Source organism: Campylobacter concisus, assembly GCF_002914195.1.
In the GTDB taxonomy this organism is placed as follows: domain Bacteria; phylum Campylobacterota; class Campylobacteria; order Campylobacterales; family Campylobacteraceae; genus Campylobacter_A; species Campylobacter_A concisus_M.
In genome coordinates, this window is sequence record NZ_PPAU01000053.1 from 1 (window position 1) to 438 (window position 438).

At 31.5% G+C, this 438-nt stretch carries 1 protein-coding gene; it reads left to right on the top strand.

Features of this window, described 5'->3' with window-relative positions:
- Nucleotides 1–300, top strand: a 300-nt coding sequence (locus CYP28_RS10230) for a hypothetical protein (protein ID WP_181000399.1), incomplete at its 5' end; no start/stop codon positions are given.
- Nucleotides 301–438 lie beyond the last annotated feature (138 nt).

Genomic DNA, 438 nt, shown 5'->3' on the forward strand with positions numbered 1-438 from the left:
GCTTATGATAATGAGAAAGCTGAATTTTTGGCTAAAAAAAAGATAAATTTTATAGTTTCGACTTTGCCTACCTTTTTATGGCTATTTGCCATTTATGGCATGTATGCTATTTCGCCATTAATACACTCCGAACTTGATAAAAGTAGAGTTGAAAAGGAAACTGGACAAGAGCCAGTTGTTATAATAAATTCTATCTCTATAAAAGATCTAAATAATGTTGTAGAGAAGTTTGCTAAAAAAAATGGTGCAAAGGCCATTATTTTTAAACCAGGCGTAAAGATTATAATTGATGAGGAATAAAAATGAGAACATTAACAATAGCGCAGTTAAAAGCATTACTTAGCATGTATGACGATGATGCTACAATAGAATTTGTTTTTAGAGAACCAGTGGTAGAGGTTGCTTATAAAGAATTTAGTGGTGGCGAATATATTAGGC